The 18,080-nt window shown below is 58.4% G+C and carries 19 protein-coding genes and 1 pseudogene; 8 read left to right on the top strand and 12 right to left on the bottom strand.

What is annotated here, in order from left to right:
* The first annotated feature begins 23 nt into the window (after positions 1-23).
* Positions 24-500 carry an Lrp/AsnC family transcriptional regulator gene (locus AC1P02_RS08550; RefSeq protein WP_005318665.1) on the top strand — a complete coding sequence of 159 codons (477 nt, stop codon included), beginning with the start codon at positions 24-26 and terminating at the stop codon, positions 498-500.
* Positions 501-667: 167 nt separating this feature from the next.
* On the opposite strand, the gene AC1P02_RS08545 is transcribed toward AC1P02_RS08550, so the two are convergent.
* The 3 genes from AC1P02_RS08545 to AC1P02_RS08535 form a co-directional block, all read right to left on the bottom strand.
* On the bottom strand, positions 668-985 hold the full coding sequence (locus AC1P02_RS08545; protein WP_005318663.1) for a hypothetical protein: 318 nt from the start codon (positions 983-985) through the stop codon (positions 668-670).
* A gap of 145 nt (positions 986-1,130) precedes the next feature.
* Positions 1,131-1,358: a hypothetical protein gene (locus AC1P02_RS08540; RefSeq protein WP_485184973.1), complete on the bottom strand. Its 228-nt coding sequence runs from the start codon at positions 1,356-1,358 to the stop codon at positions 1,131-1,133.
* A 34-nt stretch (positions 1,359-1,392) separates the two neighbouring features.
* The gene (locus tag AC1P02_RS08535) at positions 1,393-1,818 is read right to left on the bottom strand and encodes a MarR family winged helix-turn-helix transcriptional regulator (RefSeq protein WP_005318661.1); all 426 of its coding nucleotides are present in this window, start codon (positions 1,816-1,818) and stop codon (positions 1,393-1,395) included.
* A 143-nt stretch (positions 1,819-1,961) separates the two neighbouring features.
* On the opposite strand from AC1P02_RS08535, the gene AC1P02_RS08530 reads away from it, so the two are divergent.
* The 6 genes from AC1P02_RS08530 (at position 1,962) to glnE (ending at position 8,953) form a co-directional block, all read left to right on the top strand.
* The gene (locus tag AC1P02_RS08530; RefSeq protein ID WP_485184970.1) at positions 1,962-2,408 is read left to right on the top strand and encodes an organic hydroperoxide resistance protein; all 447 of its coding nucleotides are present in this window, start codon (positions 1,962-1,964) and stop codon (positions 2,406-2,408) included.
* Positions 2,405-3,409, top strand: coding sequence for an NADP-dependent oxidoreductase (locus tag AC1P02_RS08525; RefSeq protein ID WP_485184968.1), 1,005 nt, complete (start codon positions 2,405-2,407; stop codon positions 3,407-3,409). Before AC1P02_RS08530 ends, AC1P02_RS08525 begins: the two co-directional genes overlap by 4 nt.
* A 204-nt stretch (positions 3,410-3,613) precedes the next feature.
* Positions 3,614-4,057, top strand: a complete 444-nt coding sequence (locus AC1P02_RS08520; protein WP_427209878.1) for a nucleotide triphosphate diphosphatase NUDT15 — start codon at positions 3,614-3,616, stop codon at positions 4,055-4,057.
* A gap of 98 nt (positions 4,058-4,155) precedes the next feature.
* Positions 4,156-5,310 (top strand): chromate efflux transporter, encoded by a 1,155-nt coding sequence (chrA, locus tag AC1P02_RS08515; RefSeq protein ID WP_413163888.1) that lies wholly within the window; start codon positions 4,156-4,158, stop codon positions 5,308-5,310.
* Positions 5,311-5,381: 71 nt separating this feature from the next.
* The gene (locus tag AC1P02_RS08510) at positions 5,382-5,828 is read left to right on the top strand and encodes a GNAT family N-acetyltransferase (RefSeq protein ID WP_413163886.1); all 447 of its coding nucleotides are present in this window, start codon (positions 5,382-5,384) and stop codon (positions 5,826-5,828) included.
* A 242-nt stretch (positions 5,829-6,070) separates the two neighbouring features.
* Entirely contained in the window at positions 6,071-8,953 is a 2,883-nt protein-coding gene (gene glnE, locus AC1P02_RS08505; protein WP_485184964.1) for a bifunctional [glutamate--ammonia ligase]-adenylyl-L-tyrosine phosphorylase/[glutamate--ammonia-ligase] adenylyltransferase, read from the top strand.
* Positions 8,954-9,187: 234 nt separating this feature from the next.
* Here the strand turns inward: glnE and srlR are convergent, their stop codons facing one another.
* From srlR to srlA, 6 genes are all read right to left on the bottom strand, one after another.
* Entirely contained in the window at positions 9,188-9,952 is a 765-nt protein-coding gene (srlR, locus tag AC1P02_RS08500; protein ID WP_034523807.1) for a glucitol operon DNA-binding transcriptional repressor SrlR, read from the bottom strand.
* Positions 9,953-10,040: 88 nt separating this feature from the next.
* Positions 10,041-10,397 carry a transcriptional regulator GutM gene (locus tag AC1P02_RS08495; RefSeq protein WP_485184962.1) on the bottom strand — a complete coding sequence of 119 codons (357 nt, stop codon included), beginning with the start codon at positions 10,395-10,397 and terminating at the stop codon, positions 10,041-10,043.
* 82 nt (positions 10,398-10,479) lie between these two features.
* Positions 10,480-11,259: a sorbitol-6-phosphate dehydrogenase gene (gene srlD / locus AC1P02_RS08490; RefSeq protein ID WP_485184960.1), complete on the bottom strand. Its 780-nt coding sequence runs from the start codon at positions 11,257-11,259 to the stop codon at positions 10,480-10,482.
* Between the two features lie 81 nt (positions 11,260-11,340).
* Positions 11,341-11,703, bottom strand: a complete 363-nt coding sequence (locus AC1P02_RS08485) for a PTS glucitol/sorbitol transporter subunit IIA (RefSeq protein ID WP_159165369.1) — start codon at positions 11,701-11,703, stop codon at positions 11,341-11,343.
* Between the two features lie 27 nt (positions 11,704-11,730).
* The gene (srlE, locus tag AC1P02_RS08480; protein WP_485184957.1) at positions 11,731-12,720 is read right to left on the bottom strand and encodes a PTS glucitol/sorbitol transporter subunit IIB; all 990 of its coding nucleotides are present in this window, start codon (positions 12,718-12,720) and stop codon (positions 11,731-11,733) included.
* Positions 12,721-12,740: 20 nt separating this feature from the next.
* Complete coding sequence (gene srlA / locus AC1P02_RS08475) at positions 12,741-13,298, bottom strand: PTS glucitol/sorbitol transporter subunit IIC (RefSeq protein WP_005318636.1); 558 nt, start codon at positions 13,296-13,298, stop codon at positions 12,741-12,743.
* A 407-nt stretch (positions 13,299-13,705) separates the two neighbouring features.
* On the opposite strand from srlA, the pseudogene AC1P02_RS08470 reads away from it, so the two are divergent.
* A pseudogene (locus AC1P02_RS08470) lies at positions 13,706-13,955 on the top strand (hypothetical protein); the annotation flags it as partial.
* 301 nt (positions 13,956-14,256) lie between these two features.
* Here AC1P02_RS08470 and AC1P02_RS08465 read toward each other — a convergent pair.
* From AC1P02_RS08465 to AC1P02_RS08455, 3 genes are all read right to left on the bottom strand, one after another.
* Complete coding sequence (locus AC1P02_RS08465) at positions 14,257-14,991, bottom strand: SDR family oxidoreductase (RefSeq protein ID WP_485184955.1); 735 nt, start codon at positions 14,989-14,991, stop codon at positions 14,257-14,259.
* A 72-nt stretch (positions 14,992-15,063) separates the two neighbouring features.
* Complete coding sequence (locus AC1P02_RS08460) at positions 15,064-15,603, bottom strand: GNAT family N-acetyltransferase (RefSeq protein ID WP_290044837.1); 540 nt, start codon at positions 15,601-15,603, stop codon at positions 15,064-15,066.
* Positions 15,604-15,778: 175 nt separating this feature from the next.
* On the bottom strand, positions 15,779-17,932 hold the full coding sequence (locus AC1P02_RS08455; RefSeq protein WP_485184953.1) for an AsmA family protein: 2,154 nt from the start codon (positions 17,930-17,932) through the stop codon (positions 15,779-15,781).
* Between the last annotated feature and the right edge of the window lie 148 nt (positions 17,933-18,080).

Below are 18,080 nucleotides of genomic sequence, written 5' to 3'. Positions count from 1 at the left end.
ATAATTGCAACGAGGAACGGAGAATGCTGAAACTTGATCGCATAGACAGGCATATTCTGGAGTTGATGCAGGAGAATGGCCGCATCAGCAACCTGGAGCTGGCCGAGCTGGTCGGGCTCTCCCCCTCCCCCTGCTCCCGCCGGGTCAAGGCGCTGGAGGATGCCGGTCTCATCGATACCCACGTCACCCTGCTCAACGCCCGCCAGCTGGGGCTAACCCTCACCGCTTATATCCATATCTCCATGGACAGACACACTCCGGAACGGTTCGAGAACTTCGACAAGGCCATCAAGGAGCTGCCCGAAGTGCTGGAGTGCGATCTCATCACGGGCAACGATGCCGACTATCAGCTCAAGGTAGTGGTGCGGGACATGGAACACTACCAGCACTTCCTGCTGGACAAGCTGACCCACATACCAGGCGTGACCGGCGTCCGTTCCAGCTTCGTGCTGCGCCGCATCAAACACAAGACGGCACTGCCGCTGAACCATCTGGGGTAAGGGATCAGCATGCTGCCATGTGTCCACCTCGACACGCGAGGTGAGGCGGATTGGAGCATGAGAGACCCCTGACGAAGAGAGGAGGCCCCGGGGCCTCCTCTCTTTATTGATTGCTATCTATTGGCGCTCGCTCATGTCGCGACTCAATGCCCTGATACGGAGTCTGATCAGACCGCAACCTGGCTGACATCCTGCACCTGCAGCAGCCAACCAGCCTGCTCCTGCTGGGGCTCACCGCTCACCCGCAATCGCTCACCGGTCGGTATCCACTGCCCCTCGGGCAGGGAGACCAGCAGACTCTCGCTGCCATTGTCGAACAGCCAGCGATCTTCCCCCAGCGACTCTATCAGATAACCTTCCATCTCCACTCTGGACTCGGCTTGCCAGGAAGGCGCAACGGAATCACGGCTCTCGATGAAATCCCCCTGAACACCAAAACTGGCTAGCCCCCACAGAATGGAGAGCCCGACCAAAGATGTTTGCATCTTGTCTCTCCTCTTTTGGAACTGTGGAGCCAGTATGGGAAGAGAAGCGTGAGCACACCATGAACAAGGTGGCAAAGTGCAGGCGAGATCGCGAAAAAAACCGGCCAATGGGCCGGTTGTGTCATTTTATGGCGCCGAGATCACACTATTTGGCGGCTTCCTCTGCCATCCGGGCCGCTCTTGGCTTATTCGTCCACATGGCAACGCCTCTATGATCTGCGCAGATCCCCTCTTCGATCACGGCACGTACCCGGGTGCCATCCTTGCAGATGGCCTGCCAGGCATCGGCATCATCGATCGCCATCGAAGAAGAGCGAGAACCTGTGCTGCAGGCAGTCAGCAACAGGGCAAACAGGGGCAACAGGATTTTCATGGGGTGGATCCTCAGCTGTATGGGTCGGCCGAACTCAGCGCCCCAGCTGCGCCGAAATGCGATCGCAGAGCTGCTTGAGCTGGGCCAGTTCAGCATCGGCCAGATCCACCTGATTGCGCAAGTTGTCTGCCAGGCAACACGCTTTGACCTCCCGTTGCAGCTGGCGCCCCGCTTCGGTCAGGCAGATGCATTTTTGTCGCTCGTCCTCGCTGGAGACGGTGCGGGTCAGCCAACCCTTGCTCTCCAGCCGCTTGACGATGGGGGTCAGAGTGCCCGCATCCAGCCCAGTCTCCTGACCAATCTCCTTGAGGCTGACCTCATCCCGCGCCCACAGCGACAACATCACCAGATACTGGGTATAGGTCAGGTCCAATTTGTCCAGCAGCGGCCGATAGGCGCGCATCACGGCGTTGGAGGCGCTGTAGAGGGCAAAACAGACCTGCTTTTTCAATTCACTCATGGGGGCACCTCATTGGCAAGTGGGGCCAGTATACCCCAGCAAGGTGGAGGGAAAAATGATTTGCACACAAAACAGTTGCCAACCTTCGCTTTCAGGACTAGTCTGATTTTACTTTGCACACAAAACAAATCAGAGCACCCGACATGAAGACACTCTATCGCACCCAGGCCATCGCCCAGGCGGGCCGCAACGGCGAAGTTCACACCCTGGACAACAGCCTGCAACTGGCACTGGCCCTGCCAACCGCCCTCGGCGGCAACGGCAAGGGCAACAATCCGGAGCAACTGCTGGCCGCTGGCTACGCCGCCTGTTTCTCCAACGCCCTGATCCACGTGGCCCAGAAACTCGGCGCGCCCATCACCAGCGCACCGGTCACGGCCAGCGTCGAGTTGCTGGCACTGGCCGATGGCCGCTTCAACTTCGCCATCACGCTGGACGTGGCGCTCGCCGCAGCGCAGCCTGAACCGACGGCACAGGCCGAGCAGCTAGTGCGGCTGGCCCACCAGACCTGCCCCTTCTCAAATGCCATGCGGGGCAATGTCGTCACCCGCCTGCGGCTAAACGATATCGAACTGGAGGAAAAACAATGAGTCTGCTCAGTCATCAAATCCAGCTGCTGCGCCGCCCGGTCGGTATGCCCAGTCAGGACGATTTCATCCAGGCCGAGGTCGCGCTGCCCGAGTTACAGGAAGGGGAAGTGCTGGTCGCCAACCAATGGCTGTCAGTGGACCCCTACATGCGCGGCCGCATGAGCGACGCCAAGAGCTATGTGCCGCCCTTTGCCCTGAACAGTGCGCTCGATGGCGGTGCCATCGGCACTGTGCAGGACTCGCGCCATCCCGACTTTGCTGTTGGTGATCGGGTGAGCAGCATGCTGGGCTGGCGCGATAGCCTGGTCGCCAAGGCCGATCAGCTGACCCGCCTGCCCGACACAACACTGCCAGCCCAGTTATTCTTGGGAGCCCTCGGCATGCCGGGCATGACAGCCTGGGTCGGGCTCAAACGCATCGCCAAGCTGCAAGCCGGCGAAACAGTGCTGGTGTCGGCGGCCTCAGGCGCGGTCGGATCCATGGTGGTACAACTCGCCAAGCGGGCGGGGGCCAGAGTGATCGGTTCCACCGGCTCGGCCGACAAGGTCGCCTACCTCAAGACGCTGGGGGCTGACGAGGTGATCAACTACCGTGAAACCCCGGATCTCGATGCCGAGCTGACGCGACTCGCCCCGGAAGGCATCAATGTCTACTTCGAGAACGTGGGCGGCGCCATGCTGGATGCCGCTCTCAACAACATGGCGGAACACGGTCGCATAGTGCTGTGTGGCCTCATTGAGCAGTACAACAGCAAGGGCGAGGCAAGCGGCCCGCGCAACCTCTCTCAGGTGATCCGCAAACGCCTCACCATGCAGGGGCTTATCGTGTTTGAACACTGGCAGCACTACGGCGAGTTTCTGGCCGAGGTGATCCCGGCATTCGAGGCCGGTGCACTGCAAGCCGAAGAGACCATCTATCAGGGGCTGGCCAGCATGCCGCAGGCCTTTATCGGTCTGTTCGAAGGACGCAATACTGGCAAGATGCTGGTCAAGCTGGACTAAGTCGCCGGACTGGACCATCACACAGCCAGAAACTTGCATGACGGGCCCAACCGACCTAAGGTGGGCCCGTTTTTATGGTGCAATCCGCCGTTTCAGCCAGGAGCCTCGCATATGTCCGCTCTCTATCCCCGCGTCGGTGGTCGATGGCAGTGTTATCCTGACCAACCCGTTTGCCCCACATAACCACAGCAAGGAGCTTTTCTTATGTCCACTCTCTACCCCCGCGTCGGTGTCGGCGTTATCCTGACCAACAGTCAGGGCCAGGTGCTGCTTGGCAAGCGCAAGGGCAGCCATGCCCCCTACTGGTCCATCGCAGGCGGCCATCTGGAACTGGGGGAGAGCTTCGAGTCAGCGGCGATCCGGGAAGTGGCGGAGGAGACCGGCTTCGTCATCACGGCACCCAGCGTCATCGCCGTCACCAACAACCTGGAGACCTGGCGCGAGAGCGGGTTGCACTACATCTCCGTCACCCTGTTGGCCCGGGTGGAAGGCGAGCCGCAACTGCTGGAGCCGGAAAAATGCGAGGGCTGGATATGGTGCGATCCCAGCGTTCTGCCAGAGCCTCACTTCGATGCCAGTCGCCAATCGATAGCCTGCTGGCTTGCCGGTCGTTGCTATCTGCCACAACCAGGCCAGCCGACAGAGTGACCATTGCCTGCCATCAGCCCCCTGATTTGTCATAAAAAAGTCACCGCTTTGTCATATCATCCCAACCGGCTCGACAAGGACAACAAGGGAGTGACGACATGGGGCAGGTATTCATTCAATTTCTATGGCTGGGCTGTGTCAGCTTCGGTGGGCCCGCCGCCCATGTCGGCTATTTCCAGCGCACCTTCGTCGAGCGGCTGGGCTGGCTGAGTCAGGCCGAGTTTGCCCAGCTGCTGGCCCTGTGCCAATTGCTGCCGGGCCCTGCTTCCAGCCAGCTCGGCTTTGCCATCGGGCGCCACAGGGCCGGCCTGACGGGGGCCTTGGCCGCCTTTGTCGGCTTTACCCTGCCCTCGTTCCTGCTGTTGCTGGCCGCCGCCATCGGTCTGGGACAGCTGACCGCCAATGTATGGCTGGAAGCCGCCCTGCACGGCCTCAAGCTGTTGGCACTGGTGGTGGTGGCGGATGCGGTGCTCACCATGAGCCGACAGTTCTGCAAGACACAGTTGCAACAGGGCGTCATGGTGGCCACCGCCGCAGTACTCTGGTGGCAACCCGGGCTCTTGACCCAGCTAGGCCTCTTGCTCGGCGCAGCCCTGCTCTGTGCCCGGTTCAGTGCGCAGCAACCGGCAACGCCACTTTCATCGCAGCTTCAACCCCCTGTCGCCCACCCGCCCCACTGGCCTGCCTTGCTCCTGTTTGCGCTGCTGTTTATCGGCCTGCCACTGCTGGCTCATGGCTCCGTCAGCCGACTTGTCGCTGATTTCTATCAGGCAGGCAGCCTGGTATTCGGTGGCGGCCACGTGGTGCTGCCCCTGTTGCAGGAGAGCGTGGGCCATACCCTCACTCAACAACAGTTCCTGACCGGCTACAGTCTGGCCCAGCTGGTGCCCGGCCCCATGTTCACACTGGCAAGCTACCTTGGTGCCCAGTTGCTGCCAACAACACCACTGCTTGGCGCACTGCTGGCAACCCTGGCGCTGTTCCTGCCGGGCTTTCTGCTGCTGTGGGCCCTGGGGCCAAGCTGGCAGAGCTGGCTGGCCCGCCCCCGGCTGGCAGGTGCAGTGACAGGGATCAACGCCGCCGTGGTGGGGCTGCTGCTGGCCGCCCTCTACCAGCCGGTATGGCTGGGCGCCGTGCAGGCCCCTAGCGATCTCGCACTCGCCGCCATCGGCTTCTATCTGTTGCGCGTCTTGAAGCTGCCCATTCTGGCCCTTGCGGGATTGCTGGTGGGCGCCGCCATGCTGCTGGCCTGATGCCGCGATTTGAGTAAACTGGAAGGCCCCGTCAGGGGCCTTTCTTATTCATGTGACGGCAAGGAGCCAGGATGCAGCAGCCACAAAATCACTCCCAACTTGAAATAAGCGACGACAAGGGGCGGCTAGACGTGCCGCTGATCCACCGATTTTTGTCCGAGGAGGCCTACTGGTGCCTCGGCATTCCACAGGCAACGGTACAGAGAGCCATCAACCACTCCCTCTGTTTCGGTGGCTACGTGGCAGGCCAGCAGGTGGCCTTCGCCCGGGTCATCACGGACAGGGCCACCTTCGGCTATCTGGCGGATGTATTCGTGCTGCCCGCTCATCGCGGCCGAGGCCACAGCAAGGCGCTGGTGGCGGCCATCCTGACTCACCCGCAATTGCAGGGACTGCGGCGCCTCAGTCTGGCGACCTCGGATGCCCACGGCCTCTATGCCGGTTTTGGCTTCGAGCCGCCGCGCAAACCGGCCAGCCTGATGGAAAAATACGATCCCGAGATTTATCAGCGCACTTGAGCAAGGGCACGCCAGCAGCCCGTGGCACTCGCCGGTTCATGCAGCACGCCCCTGCGCTGTGACGCAGGGGCGTGACAGTGCCTGATGAGGGTGTCCGCGACTTGATTGTCCTTGGGGCAGGTCACTGAACCCCTTGGTCTAATTGACCTCTGTCGTACTGTGACGAGCCGCGCGACAGTGCTAGATTGGCTGCCAGGATTTTCATTCACTCTGCAGACCCGTTAACCACAAGGACGGCAACCGTGGCCCAGCATTTTGCTTCTCTCTCTTCTCCCTCCTCTCTTCCGCCCTTGCTGCAGGATCAGGCCGAGCGCCAGTGGCAACGGCTGATCGAGCTGGCGCCCGATTATGGCGCCCTGCCCGATGCGATTCGCCAGACCCTGATGACCTTGCTTGGCCTCTCCGATTTTGTCTCCGATTCGCTCATAAAGCAGCCCGAACTGGTGACGCAGATCCTCGCCGCTGGGGATCTCGAGCGGTCAGAACGCTGGCCCGCCTATCAGCGCGATCTGACCGCCCTGCTCGCCGAGGTGGATGATGAAGAGGCGCTCAAGCGCACCCTCCGCCAGTTCAGACGCAGCCGCATGCTGGTGATCGCCTGGCGCGAGCTGCTGGGCCACGCGGCGGTGGAAGAGAGCTTTATCCATCTCACCAAACTGGCGGATGCCCTGATTTGCTCCGCCCGCGACTGGCTCTACGAGAGGCAGTGCAACGAGCTGGGCACCCCCATGGACGGGGATGGCAACCCGCAGCCGCTGCTCATCCTCGGCATGGGCAAGCTCGGCGGCGGCGAGCTGAATTTTTCCTCGGATATCGATCTTATCTTCACCTTCCCCGAGAACGGCTACACAGTCGGCGGACGGCGGGAACTCGCCAACCAGCCCTTCTTCATCAAGCTGGGGCAGCGGCTGATCAATGCCCTCCACCAGCCCACCCAGGATGGTCAGGTATTTCGGGTCGATATGCGGCTGCGCCCCTTCGGCGATGCGGGCCCGCTCGCCATCTCCTTTGCCGCCATGGAGGACTATTACCAGCACCACGGCCGCAACTGGGAGCGCTACGCCATGGTCAAGGCGCGGGTACTGGGGCCCCAATGTGAACATGCGGTGGAGTTGGCCGAGATGCTGCGCCCCTTCGTGTTTCGCCGCTACATCGACTTTGGCGTCATCGACGGCCTGCGCCAGATGAAGGCGATGATCGCCGCCGAGGTGCGCCGCAAAGGGCTGGAGGGCAACATCAAGCTGGGGGCCGGCGGCATTCGCGAGGTGGAGTTTATCGCCCAGGCGCTGCAGCTTATTCGCGGCGGTCGCGAGCCTGCGCTGCGGGTGCGCCACCTGCCCGAGGCGCTGGCCGCCATCGCCCAGTGCGGCGCCCTTGAGGCAGAGCATTGCGACCGCTTGCTGGTGGCGTACCGCTTCCTGCGCCGGGTCGAGAACATTCTGCAGGAAATAGGCGATCAGCAGACCCAAACCCTGCCCACCGAGGAGCGGGATCGGTTGCGGCTGCTCACCGCCCTGGGTTTTGCCGACTGGAGCGCCTTTATGGCCCATCTGGATGAGGAGATGGCCGCCGTTCATCAGGAGTTCGCCGCCGTGGTAGGCGAAGAGAAAGAGGCCCCCGCCCATCTGGAACAACTCTGGCTCGATCTCTGGCGCACCGAGCTCGATGCTGCCGAGCTGGAGACATTGCTCGTCGCTCAGGGCGTCCAGGATCCGGTTCCGCTCTGCACCGCCCTGCTGCGCTTCAAGGAGGAGTACAAGCGCCGCCAGGTGGGCCCGCAGGGGCGCATCGCCCTGGACTGGCTGATGCCTGAGTTGCTGCGACTGGTGGTAGCAAGCCGTGAGCCTGCCCGCCTGTTCGAGCGAGTGTGCGAGCTGCTGACCCGCATCTTCACCCGCAGCGCCTATCTGCAGCTGCTGGCGGAGAACCCCGCCGCCCTGCGCCAGCTGGTACGGCTGTGCGATGCCAGCCATCTGGTGAGCGAGCAGCTGGCCCGCTACCCCATACTGCTGGATGAGCTGCTGGATCCCCAGCACCTCTACCACCCGACCCCGCTCGATCAGTACAAGCCCCAGCTGCGCCAGTTCCTGCTGCGCATCCCCGAAGAGGACGTCGAGCAGCAGATGGAGGCGCTGCGCCAGTTCAAGCAGGTGCAGCTCTTGCGCATAGTGGCGGCCGACATCGCCGGCGCCCTGCCGCTGATGAAGGTGAGCGACCACCTCACCTGGCTGGCGGAGGCAATCACCGAAGAGGTGGTCAATCAGGCCTGGACCCAGATGAGCGAACGCTACGGAGTGCCGCCCGAAGTGACTGTGACCGGCCAGCGCGGTTTCGCCGTGGTGGCCTATGGCAAGCTGGGCGGCATAGAACTGGGCTACGGCTCGGATCTCGATCTGGTGTTCCTGCACGGCGGCGATCCCAACAGCTACACAGACGGGCGCAAACCCATCGACAGCCGCCAGTTCTACCTGCGCCTGGCCCAGCGGATCTTGCACCTGTTCAGCACCCGCACTCCGTCAGGCATCCTCTATGACATCGACATGCGACTGCGTCCCTCAGGCGACTCTGGCCTGCTGGTCTCGTCGCTGACCGCCTATGAGCAGTATCAGCGCAGCGAGGCCTGGACCTGGGAGCATCAGGCGCTGGTGCGGGCCCGCCCCATCTACGGCGATGAGACCGTCATCGCCGAGTTTGGGAGGATCCGCCGCGCCGTGCTGGCCAAGGAGCGAGACCTCGCCATCCTCGCAAAAGAAGTGCGCGAGATGCGCCACAAGATGCGGGATCACCTGCTCAAGGCCGGCGAGGGGGAGTTCGATCTCAAGCAATCCCCCGGCGGCATGGTGGATATCGAGTTCATCGCCCAGTATCTGGTGCTGGCTCACGCCAACGGCGAACCCGAGGCCCTGACCCGCTGGTCCGATAACGTGCGTATCTTCGATGAGTGCGTGATGGCGGGAGTGCTCACCCTGGAGCAGGCGGAAGGGCTGAAACACGCCTATCTGGAGATCCGCAACCTAGGCCATCGCCTCAATCTCTCGGAGATCTCCCGCAAGGTGGGTGACGACCAGTTGCTGACCGAACGAGGCCATGTGCTGGCGGTCTGGCAACTGCTGTTGGGGGAGTGACGCAAGGTTTGGCCGGAGCAATGAAAAGGGGCGCTTCAGCGCCCCTTTTACTTCCCTGAATGGTCGGTGGCATCTGGCCCTATCGCCCTGCGGCCAGCTCGATAAAAGTCGGCAGCATAAGCGGTATCTCTTCAGAAGCGCACACAGGCCAATAGACGGAGTCATGATTCCGTCCCTGAGAGACTATACCTGCCTCTCAGGCATATTCTGGAGGCCACTACCCTGGATCGGGCGTCAAACCAGCAAGATCTCGATACCCTGTCGTTCCAGTGCCTGACGGTCCGCATCGCTAATCCCGGGGTCAGTAATGATGATGTCTATCTTGTCGATCGGCACGACCACGTTGGGGGTTCGCTGGCCAAATTTGCAGGAGTCGGTCACCACTATGATCTTTTTCGCTGACTGGCACATGGCCTGGCTCACCTGATATGCCTCGTTGAAGGTGGTGATCCCCTGTTCAACATCAAAACCATCGGCGCCGATAAAGAGTTTGTCGAAGGTGAAGTCCCGAAAAGCCTGCTCGGCCGACTTGCCATGAAAGGAAGCGGAGCGTTTGCGATAGGTACCGCCTGGCATCAGCAATGTCAGGGAGCTCTCAAGGGCTGCCGCTTCATTCATGATGTGCAGGCTGTTGGTCATCAGCTTGAGTCCGACATGTTCAGCCAGCCAGGGCACCATCTGCAAGGTGGTACTGCCACTGTCGAGCACGATTGACTCACCATTTTGCACAAGGCTGGCAGCCTTGGCCCCGATACGCTGCTTGATGTTCAAATTGAGCGTGGTTTTCTCGTCCATGGTACGGTCTTCCAGAGCGGCACCATTGAATGCCTCCGCCCCGCCATACCGCCTCATCACCAGCTGTGCCTGCTCCAGAAAGCGAAGATCGCTACGAACTGTGGCTCCTGTGATGTTGAAATAGTCAGCCAGCTCCTTCACTGACGTTCTGCCATTTTCACGTAGATAACGAACCAGCATATCGCGTCGAGTTTCTATAGACATTCAGGATTCTCACAGTGATTAAAAGTCTGACCAGTTCAGGAATCTACCTCCATTTTTTCAAAATGAAAACAAATGTACAGGAAAAACGTCACTTAGTTGATAAAGCGCACGCTATCGCCTCCCGGATGGAGGGAGATAACCCAGTCACATCCTGCTCACTCAGGGGCAAACTGGCGTGCAACAACGCGGTTAGTGGCTTGGGGCGTGTAAAGGTGCTGATCCCTTTCATCAGGCGAGCATCAAGGATCACGCCTTCTGCATCATGGACGAGTACCACCAGGGTGCGTGGCCGCCAACGGGAAGCTGTCCGGCCTATCCTGACCACTCCCTTTCGGCTCAGATCCTGCAATATACGGTTGAAAGATTTTAATTGGAAAAATCCCAAGACCATTTGCAAAATCCATGCAGTCAATGCAACAAAAATCAAGGCATTTACCGTATCCATTAGTTACCTCACTGACGAAAACAAAGTGAAACGGCAGTGCCTCATGCACTGCCGAAATATCTGGTGACAAGCCATGATGGACTTAAAACATGACCTGACCACCAGTAATATTGATGGACTGGCCAGTACAGTAAGAAGCATTGTCGCTGGCATAGAATTTCAACACATTGAGTACATCTTGAAAGTCACAGCCACGTTTGAGGGGAACTTTGTCGATATAAGCCTGTTCCACCTGATCCTCTGGAATGCCGAGTTTTACCGCATACTGGGGTTTTAGCGATTGGAACATGGGACTCTTGAGCAAATTCCCCAACATCAGTGAATGCACTGTGATGTTGTGCTCTGCCAGATCCAGAGCCAGAGATTGCGTCAGCCCTATGCCACCAAACTTTGCAGCTGAATAAGCCGAGTTATGCTTGGAACCCACTTTGCCAGATTTGGAGTTTATCTGGATGATACGACCACCGTGAGACTCCCGTATCATGATCCGCGCCACTTCTTTCGCACAAAGGAAATAACCCGTCAGGTTGATATCCAGTGAGCGATGCCAATCAGCGAGAGGAAAGCTGTCGATCTTGGCGGCGGTAGCCGTTCCCGCATTGTATACCAGCAGATCGATACGACCGAAGCGCTCATCAATGGCGTTTACCATACGGATGACATCTTCTTCCTGAATGGCATTGGCCTGAATCGACATGACACTTTCTGCACCATGGTCATGAGCCACTTCATCCGCTGTTTTCCGGGCAGCCTCGCCATCCAGATCGGCGACGACCACACGATAGCCATCATCAGCCAACCCTTTGGCCAGAAAAGCTCCCAGGCTTTTACCGCTACCAACTATCAGCGCTACTTTAGACATGTTATTCTCCCAAGGTTGTATCTCACCCTCCTCTACATCAGAGCGACCAAACTCAATAATGTGTAGAGGGGGTGTGAGTTTTCAGTGATTCGATGTAAATATGATTTCTGTGCCAATCTCCAGAGCCTTTGGGCATGTGCCATTGACATGGACAGTCCCCGGATATTCAGCCTCTGAAGCGCCATCAAATCGAATGGTAATATGACCCAATGCATCAAGGTTGTGGCTTACTACACAGCCAACCGCCGTAATGGGATAGCTGATTGCGCCTAATAAAAATTGTCCACCAACCAGAATTTCACCATTCAACTCGGCATCTGGATGAATGAAACAATAGTCAGCGACATCCTTTGGTGCATTATCATTGAAGATAATCATCATATTTTCATTGAGTGATTCTGTTGCGAATTCCCCAATTTTAGTTACTTGCGTCCGATAGAGCATTGTCTGTGTCCTTCTCTACAAACGTGATTACTGATAAATGAAAAATGAAATAAACCAGGCAAAAGCAACCGTAGGTGCTCCCGTTAGAAAACGGGAATAAAGTACCGATGGGACACCAACCTGTACCGTGTCTGGTTTTGCCTCTGCCAGGCTCAACCCAACCGGTATGAAGTCACAAGCAGCCTGGGCGTTGATAGCAAACAGAGCGGGCAATGCCAGATGAGGCGGTATGTTACCCAAACCGATCTGGGTTCCTACCAAGACACCAATGACTTGTGCAATAACGGCCCCTGGCCCAAGAAAGGGAGATAGAAACGGAAAAGAGCAAATAAGTGCCAGTATGATTAGACCAACCGGATTCTGAGCTAGCGGAATAAGTGCATGCGCTATCACATCACCGATTCCAGAAGCCAGTATTACCCCAATCAACATTGATACAAATGCCATGAAGGGAATAATGGAGTTGATGACAGTGTTGATGGTTTCCCGGCCAGCCTGAAAGAAGGTTGCCATGACCCCGCCCATGCCAATCCCTATTTTTGCAAGCAAGCTGTCACTTTGCTCACTCAGTTTTTTGCTACTGTCGTATTGAGGTTTTTCTGCATTCTGAACCAAGGTCTGTGGGGCTGCCTCTGTAGACACATCCCCGCTGGCATTTTGCAACCTGATACTATCAGGCGTGACTCCGGAAACATAAATGTCCTCAACGATAAACTGTGCCATTGGCCCGCTTTTACCGGTGGAATGAATATTCACAGTAGGAATTTTCTTTTTAGGATAGAGACCACACCGCAGCGTACCACCACAATCGATGATGACGACTGCGATCTCTTCCTCGGGCACAGAAGACTTGAAGCCATCCACTGCCTCCATGCCGGACAATTCTACCATTCTGTCAACAATATCGGGGCGGGTACCTGCCGTGATATACAGAATTTTATTGCCAGGCTTGATCGGCACAATCAGTGGACCACCCCAACCCGAAGCGCCTTTTGTTATATAGAGTACATTATCCATGATGAAACTCCTGAGTGAACCTAAGCAGTGACTTTAATATTGACTTCGCCACTAAGATAAATCCCTTGCTGACGCTCAACAAATGCCGTCGTCAAATCTGTTACCCAGCCGCGGAAGAAATTACTTATCATGCCAACCAATAAATAACTCATGGCCAAAGGTGCCAATGGCAAACCAAGCTGAGTCAGCCCACTTGCGATACCAAGATAAACGAACAGCTCACCAGGATTAACATGAGGAAATAGACCATTCATTGAATGGCAACTGTAGGAGGCTGCTGCATAATAAGATGGTTTATATCGTTCAGGCAGAAAGCGCCCCAAACTGAGGGTCATCGGGTTCATAAAAACAAATGTGCCAATGACCGGCAGTATCAAATATCTGGAAATGGGATTGCCAGCGCTTTTTGCGGCCAAACGCTCCACCCGCTCCTGACCAATGAATGCAATCAAGGCATTCATTGCGATCATCAGGGATATGAGCAAGGGAAGAATGCCAGTCATCATGCCGACAAATACCTCACCTCCTTTATGGAACAGTCCAATGAACCATTCCGCTGCATGAATAATGATATCCATGGTGTAGTCCTCAAGTAACTCCAGTGGTTGATAAGGGCACACAGAATGTGGATGACTTCAGCTGTGTGACGGGGGTTTGGCTGCTTCCTTGATAGCGTGCGACCCCAGCAACCCAATACTTTCACAATGAAAGACGATTTTCACAAAATGATTTTCAATGTGTGATTTAAGTAGCACTTTTTCCGTTTTTACCCTTGAATTTCGCTAACGATGCCACCTGTGGCGAGCAAGCCAAGGCTGAAAATCTCAAAAATTGTAAAACACAACAAGCTGAATCGTTACAGCAGCAATTCTACATCTATCGAGTTTTTCATATTGAAAATCAAAGCTAGCTCCCATCGTTCAACTAAATGGCAATTCACTGAAAAACGGGCGCACTTATTGGGCTTCAAGCTGAGCAGTGAAGCCTGCAAACCCTGTATGAGAGCGCCACGACTGATGCCCTGGTGGTCAATCAGGCCGCTGGACCAAGATGAGCAAACTCTCGCCCAAAGTGGCTGTGAGAGACCAACGCGGTTTCGCCGTGGTGGCTTATGGCAAGATCGGCGGTATCGCGCTCGGCTACGGCTCGGGTCTGGTGTTCTTGCACGGCGGCAACCCCGACAGCGACAAAGACGGGCACGAGCCATCGACAGCCGCCCGTTCTACCTGCGCCTGTGAGCAGTACCGGCAGGCTGCTGGTACGAGCCCGTCCCATTTAGGGCGATGACCGAGTTTGTCATGGGGGGCATCCCCCAGGAGCAGACGAAAGGGCTGAAACACGCCTATCTGGAGATCCGCCACCCGGGTCATCACCGCAATCTCCCGGAGACTTCCCGCAAGGTGGGTGAAAACCAGTTGCTGACCGAACGGAGCGGTCTGGCAACGGCTGTTGGGGGAGTGAAACAAGGCTCGGCTGGATCAATGAAAAGGGGCGCTTCAGCGCCCCTTGTTGCAACCACCATCCGCACGGCCTGTGCTATCGCCCCCCGGCAAGATCGATAAAGGTGCCGGTGGCGTAGGAGGCTTCGTCAGACAGCAGCCAGGCAATGGCGGCGGCCACCTCGGCTGGCTGTCCGCCCCGCTGCAGCGGGATCTGGTTTTTCACCCTCTCCACCCGGTCGGGTTCACCGCCGTCGGCATGCATCTCTGTGTAGATAAAGCCAGGGCGTACCCCGTTGACCCGGATCCCCTGCGCCGCCACCTCCAGCGACAAGCCTTTGGTCAGCACGTCTATGGCCCCCTTGGAAGCGGCATAATCCACGTATTCACCCGCCGAGCCCAGACGAGCAGCAGCCGAGGAAACATTGACGATGGCGCAGCCCGCCGTCATGCGGCGCACCGCCTCACGGCAGCAGAGAAAATAGCCGGTCACATTGGTGGTCAGTGTCTTGTTGATGCGCTCGGCGCTCATCTCCAGCACCTTCATCTGTGGCTGCAAGATACCGGCGTTGTTGACCAGATGGGTGATCACCCCGAGCCGCTCGTCCATCTCCTCGAACAGGCGCACCACCTCGGCCTCGACGCTGACATCCGCCTGCACCGCTATGCAGGATACCGGATGTTGTGCCCGGATCTGTGCCACCAGCGTCTCGGCAGCCTGCCAGTCATGGCGATAGTTGATGCAGAGATGATAACCCTGCCCCGCCAGATAGCGGGCAGTGGCCGCCCCTATCCCACGGCTGCCGCCCGTGATCAGCACATTCCTGTTCATTGAACCTCCTTGTTCTTCACCCTGATTGCCGGTCTCCGATACTAGCCGATAGCGGGCAAACCAGGATGCCGGTCAGGCAGTCACGCCATGGTCCATCACCCGCGCCACCAGCATCCGGTTGAACTGCTGGTACTCATAGAGGTTGATGGGACTTGGGTAGCTCAACACCCGCAGCTCATGCCCCTGATAGTCAGGATGATAGGGCGGATGCACATGGTCATGGTCGTTGAGACAAAAGCCCAGCGACTGGTAGAAGCGCAGCCGCCGGATGGCAATCTCATCCTCTGGCGGATCAATCTCCAGGATAACGGAGCGCCCAGCCGTCTCGCAGAAGTCAGCAAGCAGGCGGGAGCCATGGTTCTGGCCGCGCAGGGCCGGATTGATGGCCAGATGCTCGATATAGATCTGCTCGCCGCAGGCCCACCAGAAGATAAAGCCGAGCAGCAAGTCGCCTTGATAAAAGAGCTGACAGTGAAAGTGAGGATCCGCCATCTTGGCCTGCTGATGTTGCGGCTGGCGTTGCTCGTAGTGCGGAAAGCTGCTGCCATAGATCTGCCAGACCAGAGGCCAGTCTGGATGGGATATCTCTCTCACTACTTCACTTCGACTCAATTCATCTACTCCTTGGCAAAACAACAGTGATATCACCTTTGGGACAAGGGTACATCCCCATTTTTAACCAGAAGCAGCCATGGCTCTCTTGCCGCCTGCCCTCCGACGCATGGACAAGCGGCAGCAAAGAGCCCGCACGGGGCGGGCTCTGAATGGCAATAACAGGAAGGAGTTGCTACTTGAACAGCCCCTTGAGCAGCTGATCGGCCACCCCTTTGACAGCGTCGTTGTCAGCCTTGTCACCCAACAGCTTCTTGAGACCGCGCTCGGCCTCCTTGCGGGCCTTCTCCTCCAGCACCTTGTTGTTGGTGAGCAGCTCTTTCACATCCAGCCGATAGGTAGGGGCCTGCCAGTGGCCGCCGATGCGTACCGGTATTGTGATGTCCTTCAGCTCATCCACCCCCTTGCCCCCCTGGCCCTTGCTGCTCTCCACTATGGAGGTGAGGAACAGAAAATCGAGGGTTTGGGGCACCAATGCCGTCTGACCCTGGCCCCGCACTCGCAGTGCCGGGGCGAACAGCTGGATATCGTCGCTGCGCGCCACGCCGTTCGCCAACTGGAAGCTGGCGGTGAGGGCGCTGAAGTCGGTCTTGCGTGCCTCCTTGACCTGATCTGTCCCCTTGCCGGTCAGAGTGGCTCGCGCCTCGCGGATCATCTCCGCCAGGTTGATGCCATGCAGGGCACCATCGCTCAACTTGAGGCTCACCTTGCCCTGCATCTTGTCGCGCAGCGCCTGCTCAGACAGTCCAGTGCCCTGCACCTGTACCTCGAGATCCCCCTTGCCTTCCAGCAGATCGCTCTGGGCCAGGGTTTGCAGCAGCGGGCGCACATTCACCCCTTGCACCCGTTTGTGTACCTGATAACGGGCTGGTTGCTGACGCGCATCTATTGCACCCTCGGCGGTCACCTGACCACCGGCCACACCGGCACTGAATTGCTTGAGGGTGAGCTGGCCACCGGCCAGGGCAAGTTGCAGATCGACGGCGCTCAAGTCCAGCCCCTTCAACCGCAGGCTATCAAGCTGCAAGCGCCCGGCAAGATCGAATGCCTTGAGCGCGCTCAGGTCCGGTTCTACCGTCGAGAGTCCCTTGGCAGCCTTGGCGGGCACTGCGCCTTTATCATCCGCTTTCGCCGCAGCGGGCTGCGCCGGAGCGGCTGCCTTGACCATTGCCGGTTCGCCGAGCCAGCTGTCGAGATCCAGCTTGTCGCCCTTGAGATCAAATTCAATCTTGGGCACGGCACCGAGTCGCACCGCCCCTTCACCACGGAGCAGGGCATCGTCGGCGCTCATCACCAGCTTGCTCAGGGTGATCTTCTGCTGATCCAGCTCGGCGCGGGCAAACCCAGCCAGTTTGAGGTTCATCTGCGGGCGTGGCAGTGCTTTACCTTGCAGATTGGCCGCCAGCTTCGCATCCGAGACTTCGACCAGTTGCAAACCCTTGTCTACTCGCGCCTTGAGGGTTCCCTCCAGCGAGCCGGCCAGAATCGGTTGGTCACCTTCCAGCTGGGCGCCTTGCAGGTTCAGGGTGAGGCTGCTCCACTCTCCCAGTGCCAGCCGATCGGCCTTGATCGAGAAGCTATCCAGCCGCTGTTGCGGCTGGCTGAGGCTGCCGCTCAGACTCAGGTTTTTCAGCTCGCTGGCCAACGTATCCTGTGCCAGCTTGACCTCTCCTTCCCCCTTGATATCGAAGGCAAGCTTGCCTTGCGCCCCCTTGGCGGCCAGGGTCACCGGCACCCACTGACCCGGCGTCAGCTGGCCGAGAGCGAGATCGAGCTGATCGAGCCGGGAGAGAGTGCCGTTGCGATCGTCCTGCACCAGAGCGCTGGCCTGCTCCAGCACCACACCCTGCAAAGTGATCTGCCAGGTCTGGCCATTGCTCGCTGGAGGCTGGCTCTGGCCACCTGGCGCGGGCTCGCTGTCCTTTGCCGCCTCAGGCGTCTTGATGAGATCGTTCAGGTTTGAGCTGCCATCGGCCCTGGTCTGGATAAACAGATGGGCACCGGTCAGGGTCACCTCGCCAATGTCCAGTCGATGGGAGAGCAGGGGCAACACGGCGACCGAGGCATCCCCCCGCTCGAAGCGCACCAGATCCGGCTCGGCAAAACCAGCCTGGTTGCGAAGCGCCACCCGCTCGAGGGAGAGACCCAGACTCGGCCAGAAACGCCAGCCGATATCCCCCTCCATCACCAGCTCGCGGCCTGTACTCTTGCGTACCTGCTCCACCAGTTGTGGCTTGAACTCATTGGGGTCAATCAGCTTGACCAGGGCTGTGATGACTACCAGGGCGGCCAATGCCAGCCCCAGCAAGATGTAAATGATCTTCTTCACGATGGACTCCTTGAATGCTGATCCTGTGGCTGACTATACCACCGGGGACGGGGCAGATGGCCCCCTCCACCCAAAACGGGAGAATGGCGAGACAGGGATGGTCGCGACATGGGAGCACAATCACCGGCCACAAGAAAAGGGCCCCGCA

It is taken from the genome of Aeromonas sp. TS_SC_11 (assembly GCF_057318915.1).
This window is presented reverse-complemented; position numbering and strand designations above follow the sequence as displayed.